Source organism: Mesorhizobium sp. M7A.F.Ca.ET.027.03.2.1 (assembly GCF_003999175.1).
GTDB lineage: Bacteria > Pseudomonadota > Alphaproteobacteria > Rhizobiales > Rhizobiaceae > Mesorhizobium.
In genome coordinates, this window is record NZ_RZOM01000948.1 from 1 (window position 1) to 2,426 (window position 2,426).

Annotated in this window: 3 protein-coding genes; all 3 read right to left on the reverse strand. The window is 58.4% G+C overall.

The genetic code is table 11. From position 1 onward, the window contains the following. On the reverse strand, positions 1-399 hold a 399-nt coding region (gene rfbC, locus EN750_RS29420; protein WP_127398849.1), incomplete at its 3' end, for a dTDP-4-dehydrorhamnose 3,5-epimerase. Continuing rightward, positions 400-1,281 (reverse strand): glucose-1-phosphate thymidylyltransferase RfbA, encoded by an 882-nt coding sequence (gene rfbA, locus EN750_RS29425; protein ID WP_127398850.1) that lies wholly within the window; start codon positions 1,279-1,281, stop codon positions 400-402. It lies immediately after the preceding gene. Positions 1,282-1,425: 144 nt separating this feature from the next. Beyond that, positions 1,426-2,426: O-antigen ligase family protein (locus tag EN750_RS29430; protein WP_145968021.1), on the reverse strand; the 1,001-nt coding region annotated here is incomplete at its 5' end.

Sequence of the window (2,426 nt, forward strand, 5' to 3'; positions counted from 1 at the left end):
ATACAGAACCTCGGTGTCGGGCACGAGCGTCACGAAGCCGTGCGCGAAGCCTTTCGGCACCAGAATCTGGTTGCCCTTTTCGGCCGACACTTCGAGAGCGACCCATTTTCCGAAGGTTTTCGAACCGCGGCGAATGTCGACCGCGACATCGAGAATGCTGCCCCGGATGACGCGCAGCAGCTTGTCCTGGGCGCGCGGCGCAAGCTGATAGTGAAGCCCTCGCAAGACGCCCGCCGCGGCGGAATAGGAATGATTGTCCTGCACGAAAGCCAAGTCTATGCCGGCCTGCGAAAACCGCTCGGCATTGTAGGTTTCCACGAAGAAGCCGCGTGCGTCGCCATGTCGCTTCGGCACGATTTCCAGCACGCCATCGATGCCAAGGGGCCTGACCTCCAACACCTAGCCCTCCGACAAGTCGACGACACGCCGGCGCAGATAGGCGGCATATTCATTCTTGCCCAGGTGGTCGGCGCGACGCAGAACCTGGTCCACTGTCAGCCAACCCTGTTCGAAGGCGATCTCTTCGGGACAGGCGACCTTGATGCCCTGGCGGTGCTCGATGGTGCGCACGAATGACGAGGCCTCATGCAGGCTGTCATGCGTGCCGGTGTCGAGCCAGGCATAGCCACGCCCCAACCGATGCACATGCAACTGGCCGCGCTCGAGGTAGACGTTGTTGACCGCCGTGATCTCGAGCTCGCCGCGCGCCGAGGGGCGGATGGCAGGGGCGATGTCGACGACGTCGTTGTCATAGAAGTAGAGACCGGTAACCGCCCAGTTGGATTTCGGCGCCTGCGGCTTTTCCTCGATCGTCAGCGCCGTTCCCGTGGCCTTGTCGAAGGAAACCACGCCATAACGCTGGGGATCCTCGACATGATAGGCGAACACCGAAGCGCCCTTTTCGCGCGAGGCAGCGTCGCGGCAAAGCTGCGACAGCCCGTCGCCGAAATAGATGTTGTCGCCGAGGATCATCGACACGTTGTCCTTGCCGATGAAATTGCGGCCGATGATGAAGGCCTCCGCCAGCCCGTTGGGCTGCGGTTGCTCGGCATAGGACAGGTCGAGGCCGAACTCCGATCCATCGCCAAGCAGATCGCGAAAAACCGGCAGGTCACGCGGCGTCGAAATGATCAGAATTTCACGGATACCCGCGAGCATCAGAACGCTCAGCGGATAATAGATCATCGGCTTGTCGTATATCGGCAGAATTTGCTTAGAGACTGCTAATGTTAGTGGATAAAGACGCGTTCCACTGCCTCCAGCAAGGATAATTCCTTTCAAGAAGCTCTCCTTGACATGCCTGAACCCCCCGGCCCCAGCCGCCCGTGCTTAGGTTCCACGCAATGGCTTGTCAATCTCGGCGTTCGGCAAACGACCGGGTCCCGATCCGACGCCAATCCATGGCCAATTGCAGGCGACGCATTGCTATCGTCTTGCCAAGGCCGGCCTGACGGGAACAAGCAGATTGTCATCATGGGCCTCGGTCGACTCGCCTCTCTGGCTTAACCGCCCAGCGAATCCCTTGTGAAAGATAATGCCATTCATATAGGCGAAAGTCATCGCAAGCGCCGCCGTTCGCAAGGGATAATCGACCAGGGAATGAACGAGCAGAGACGATACTGAGAGAAATGCCATTTTCTGCAGCGGATCTCGCCGTGCCGCAAGGGAAAACGCAAAAAGCAATATCGAGTAGGCCGCGACCAGAAAGACAACAGGCGCGCCACCTTCAAGTGCCAATTCCAGATAATCATTGTGGGCGTGATTGACGTAGGGCTTGAAGATCATCTCTCCCTTTTCGTAAATCTGGTAGACTTTCGGAAAACTCCCAAAGCCGACGCCCGTCGCCCAGTTCTCTTCAATTCCCGCGATCGTGGTGCGAGCAAATTCGGCCCGTCCAAAGGCCGGGTCAACCACTTCCGCATCGATCTTCGTCCACGCTCCGATCGTGTAGAGCGAAAGCCCGATGAAGACAGCGGGTATTCCATACCCGCCCAGCCTCGAGCGCGCGGACAGAAAGACGACTGATATTATGGTGATCGCCAGCCCTATCAGAATACCGGCGCGCGAACCGGCGGCCAGAAGCAGCAGCAGCAGCGTTATCAAACCGAGCGACCCGGACAGAAGGTGCCCGCGAAACAGGCCGTAGTAGACGACGAAGGGGATGGAGACGAAGAGCAAAGCTGAAAAATGGTTCTGGTTGGCAAACAGTCCCGCATTGATCGTGAACGGCAGCAAACCCTGTATGGCAACCGTATCGGAGAGCGAATACTGGATCGCCGCAGCCAATCCGTTACAGATGACACCCATCAAAAAGAAGGGCAGAAGGCCGTAGACCTGATCTGGGCGCAAGCGGGTGACGCTCAGAAAGAATGCAGCCATCGCCACGAAGTACAACAGACACTCGATCGTGCGTCCCACGCCGACAC